3 protein-coding genes and 2 pseudogenes are annotated in these 3040 nt (G+C 59.2%); 3 read left to right on the top strand and 2 right to left on the bottom strand.

The genetic code is table 11. From position 1 onward, the window contains the following. A pseudogene (locus tag RCH10_RS27360) lies at positions 1-1332 on the bottom strand (IS3 family transposase); the annotation flags it as partial. 102 nt (positions 1333-1434) lie between these two features. Here RCH10_RS27360 and RCH10_RS27355 point away from each other — a divergent pair. The 3 genes and pseudogenes from RCH10_RS27355 to RCH10_RS27345 all read left to right on the top strand — a co-directional run. Further along, positions 1435-1713, top strand: a complete 279-nt coding sequence (locus RCH10_RS27355) for a GNAT family N-acetyltransferase (RefSeq protein ID WP_323500357.1) — start codon at positions 1435-1437, stop codon at positions 1711-1713. A gap of 131 nt (positions 1714-1844) precedes the next feature. After that, positions 1845-2246 carry an MAPEG family protein gene (locus RCH10_RS27350; protein WP_323499630.1) on the top strand — a complete coding sequence of 134 codons (402 nt, stop codon included), beginning with the start codon at positions 1845-1847 and terminating at the stop codon, positions 2244-2246. A 139-nt stretch (positions 2247-2385) separates the two neighbouring features. Then, positions 2386-2668, top strand: a pseudogene (locus RCH10_RS27345) (transposase domain-containing protein); the annotation flags it as partial. Positions 2669-2703: 35 nt separating this feature from the next. Here RCH10_RS27345 and RCH10_RS27340 read toward each other — a convergent pair. Further along, positions 2704-2988, bottom strand: a complete 285-nt coding sequence (locus RCH10_RS27340) for a hypothetical protein (protein ID WP_323500355.1) — start codon at positions 2986-2988, stop codon at positions 2704-2706. Positions 2989-3040 lie beyond the last annotated feature (52 nt).

Below are 3040 nucleotides of genomic sequence, written 5' to 3'. Positions count from 1 at the left end.
GGGCTAAGCCCTTTCAATCGCAGCTTGATGCGCTCGTGGTTGTAGTAGTGGATGTATTCATTCACGCCCGCTTCGAGCTCATCAACGTCGCCAAGTTTTTCAAGGTGGAAGTACTCCGCCTTGAGGGTGCCAAAGAAGCTTTCGATCACAGCACAGTCAAAGCAATTGCCTCTTCGGCTCATGCTTTGCGTTACCCCGCGATGCGCAAGCATCGCCCGGTATGGCTGCATTTTGTAATGCCAGCCTTGGTCTGAATGTACGGTCAGTCCAGCGACGTGTTTGGCCCGCGCAAGTGCCACATCCAACGTACCGGAGACCAAGTCGAAGACAGGGCGCCTGGCCATGCGGTGCGCAATGATCTCGCCGTTGTACAAGTCCATGCAGGCCGACAGATAGAGCTTCTGCCGGTTCACGTTGAACTCGGTGATGTCGGTTGCCCATTTCTCATTGGGAGTCTTCGCGAAGAAGTCTCGCTTCAGGACGTTTGGCACGTGCACATCGCTGATTTCAGGGACGTGCCGAGAGCGCTTCCTCGCCCGAATCAGCGTGCGCAATCCCATCTCCTTCATGAGGCGCTGGACGCACTTGTGGTTGACGGACACCCCCAGCGAATTGCGCAGCGCTGCCGTGATTTTTCGGTAGCCGTAGCGGCCTTTATGTTCACCGTAAACGGCGCGAACCTTTGCCTCCAAGCCGCTTGGCTCGATACGCTGGACGCCTTGCACTGGTAGTAGAAAGTGCTGCGCGCAAGCCCTGCTGCCCGCAGCAGGTCCGTCAATTTGTGGTGATGCCTCAATCCGAGTATCAAGCGCGCTTTGTCGGCGCAAGTGATCTCTTCGCTCGGATCAAGGCGTGCACTATTTTCAAGTACGCGACCTCAGCGCGCAGTCGCTCGTTCTCTTCGCGCAGGGTGTCCGCCGAATCGGGGATGGCCTCGGGCGGTGTCTCTGAGCAACGTCGTTCTGGCTTTGTATCTGGCTTTGTATCTGGCTTTGGCATGGTGTTCCCCAGAGCTTGCGCGTCGCCCTCAGCAATGTCGCGTCGCCAGACCACAACCTGGTTCGGATTGCGGATGTCATAGATGGCGGCGACCCGACGGCTGGACAGTCGTTCGCGGTCCTGATGTAACAGAACCTGCAGCTTGAATTCCGAACTGTAGGCGCTGCGCTTGGGGCGTAGACCGTCGATGCCGTGGAGGCGGTAGTGGCTCACCCAGGCACGGATTTTTTCCTCGGGCACTTTCCACCGCCGCGCCAACAGCTTTGCGCCGCCTTCACCTTCTAGAAAGCTATTGACGACCTGGAGCTTGAACTCTGTCTCGTACTTCTCCATGGGACTCCTTGAAGTTCGTCCAACTTCTGGGGGTCAGTTCAATCCTGGGGCGATTCAGGGCGATTCAAACCCAATGCTGGCAATGATTACCAATGCCAGCCCATGAGTCAACCACATTACCGGCATATTGGCACCTCGGCCTTCGTTCACAAGCTCGCCGTTCGCCGAGCGTGGGCGAAGAAGGGAGTCTCGACCGAGCTGCTGTCCTATGCGCGGACTCGAGCCCAAGAGCTTGGGCGTGCTCACCTTCGCCTGGACTGCGTCGCGGACCGCCACGGGCTACGAAGCCTCTATGAAAGCTTCGGCTTCGACTTGCACAGCGTTGTCACGATAGGAGCCACTTCGTTTGCGAGATATCAACTCTCGACGGCTGAACCGTAGGGCGCGCGAAGGCGCCAACCGGCTACAGTCGGGCCAGAAGCGGACTTTTGCGCGCCGCAGCCCGACAGGTCGCCACCGCCGGGTATTCTGCGGACTTCGTTGAATCCTGAGGAGATGGAACCATGCCGAGCATGTCTGCATTCGTCCTGACCAGCTTCATCGCTTGGTCGCTGATTCTGCTTGTCCTCATGGAAGCTCTTCGTACCCGACTGGTCATGCAAAGGGCGGTCGCGGCGAATGAGTTCCAGCCCGACAACTCGAATCTGTCACCGTTCATGCAACGGCTCAGCAGAGCGCACGCCAACTGCCTCGAGGGCATCCCTGTATTTGGCGGCCTCTTGCTTATCGCTTTGGCTACCAACCGAACCAGCGTGACCGATGGGCTCGCGCCCTGGTTTTTAATCGCTCGCGTGTTCCAGTCGAGCGTCCATCTGTCGTCATTGAGCGTGCCCGCGGTCAATGCTCGATTTCTTGCGTTTCTGGCGCAGATTGGTATTGGGGCGTATTGGGTGTGGGCTTTGCTCGTCGCGTAGCCGCCTGCTCCGTGCCGGCCACGGACGGGAAGCGGCCAAAAGCCGACCTATAAATGACTCTGGCAAAGCGCTTGCAGAGACTGTTCTTCAAGGGTCGTCTCAGAATTTGCGCGCAAAGTAAGGTGAGGCGTTCGAATTTGCGCTGACGCGCTATATCGATGATGGTCGACTGCCGGCAGAGAACAATTGGATCGAGAACCAGATTCGGTCGGTGGCCGTGGGGCGCTTGAACTGGTTGTTTGCCGGCAGCTTGCGTGCGGGTCAGCAAGCCGCAGTGATCATAAGTCTGATCCAGTCGGCACGGCTCAACGGACACGACCCGTACGCGTATCTGAAGGACGTCTTCACGCGACTGCCGACGCAGCCGATGAGCTGAATCGAGGATGCTGCTGCCGCACCGTTGGAATCCGGGCACGAACTGAATCAGTACCGCGCTGACGCGCACCAGCGTTTGGCGTCAAGATGGGTTTGCCCGGTGATTACTCAAGAACAGCAGGCAGGCCGTTCCGACCGGCAGCTTGGCGCGATGGAAGAGCTCATGGCCCGAAGGGCCGCCGGCCGTGTGGCCGTGCAGCACCGAATAGCTTGCGAAGAAGGCCCCGAACATCATGATGTTGCTCAACAAAAAGAGCCAGAAGCCGTAGGTCACCACCACCCTCGCCGAAGCGGGGCCGCGCCCGGACGCGGGCACCTCTTCGCCGGAGGGCCCGTGTGTGTCCGCGTGAACGGTCAGGGCGCTCATGCGGCACCTGCCTTCAGCTCGCGCGCCGGCAGATGAACTTCGGGTGCCGGCC

It is taken from the genome of Variovorax sp. GrIS 2.14, from assembly GCF_046115955.1.
GTDB lineage: Bacteria > Pseudomonadota > Gammaproteobacteria > Burkholderiales > Burkholderiaceae_C > Variovorax.
This window is presented reverse-complemented; position numbering and strand designations above follow the sequence as displayed.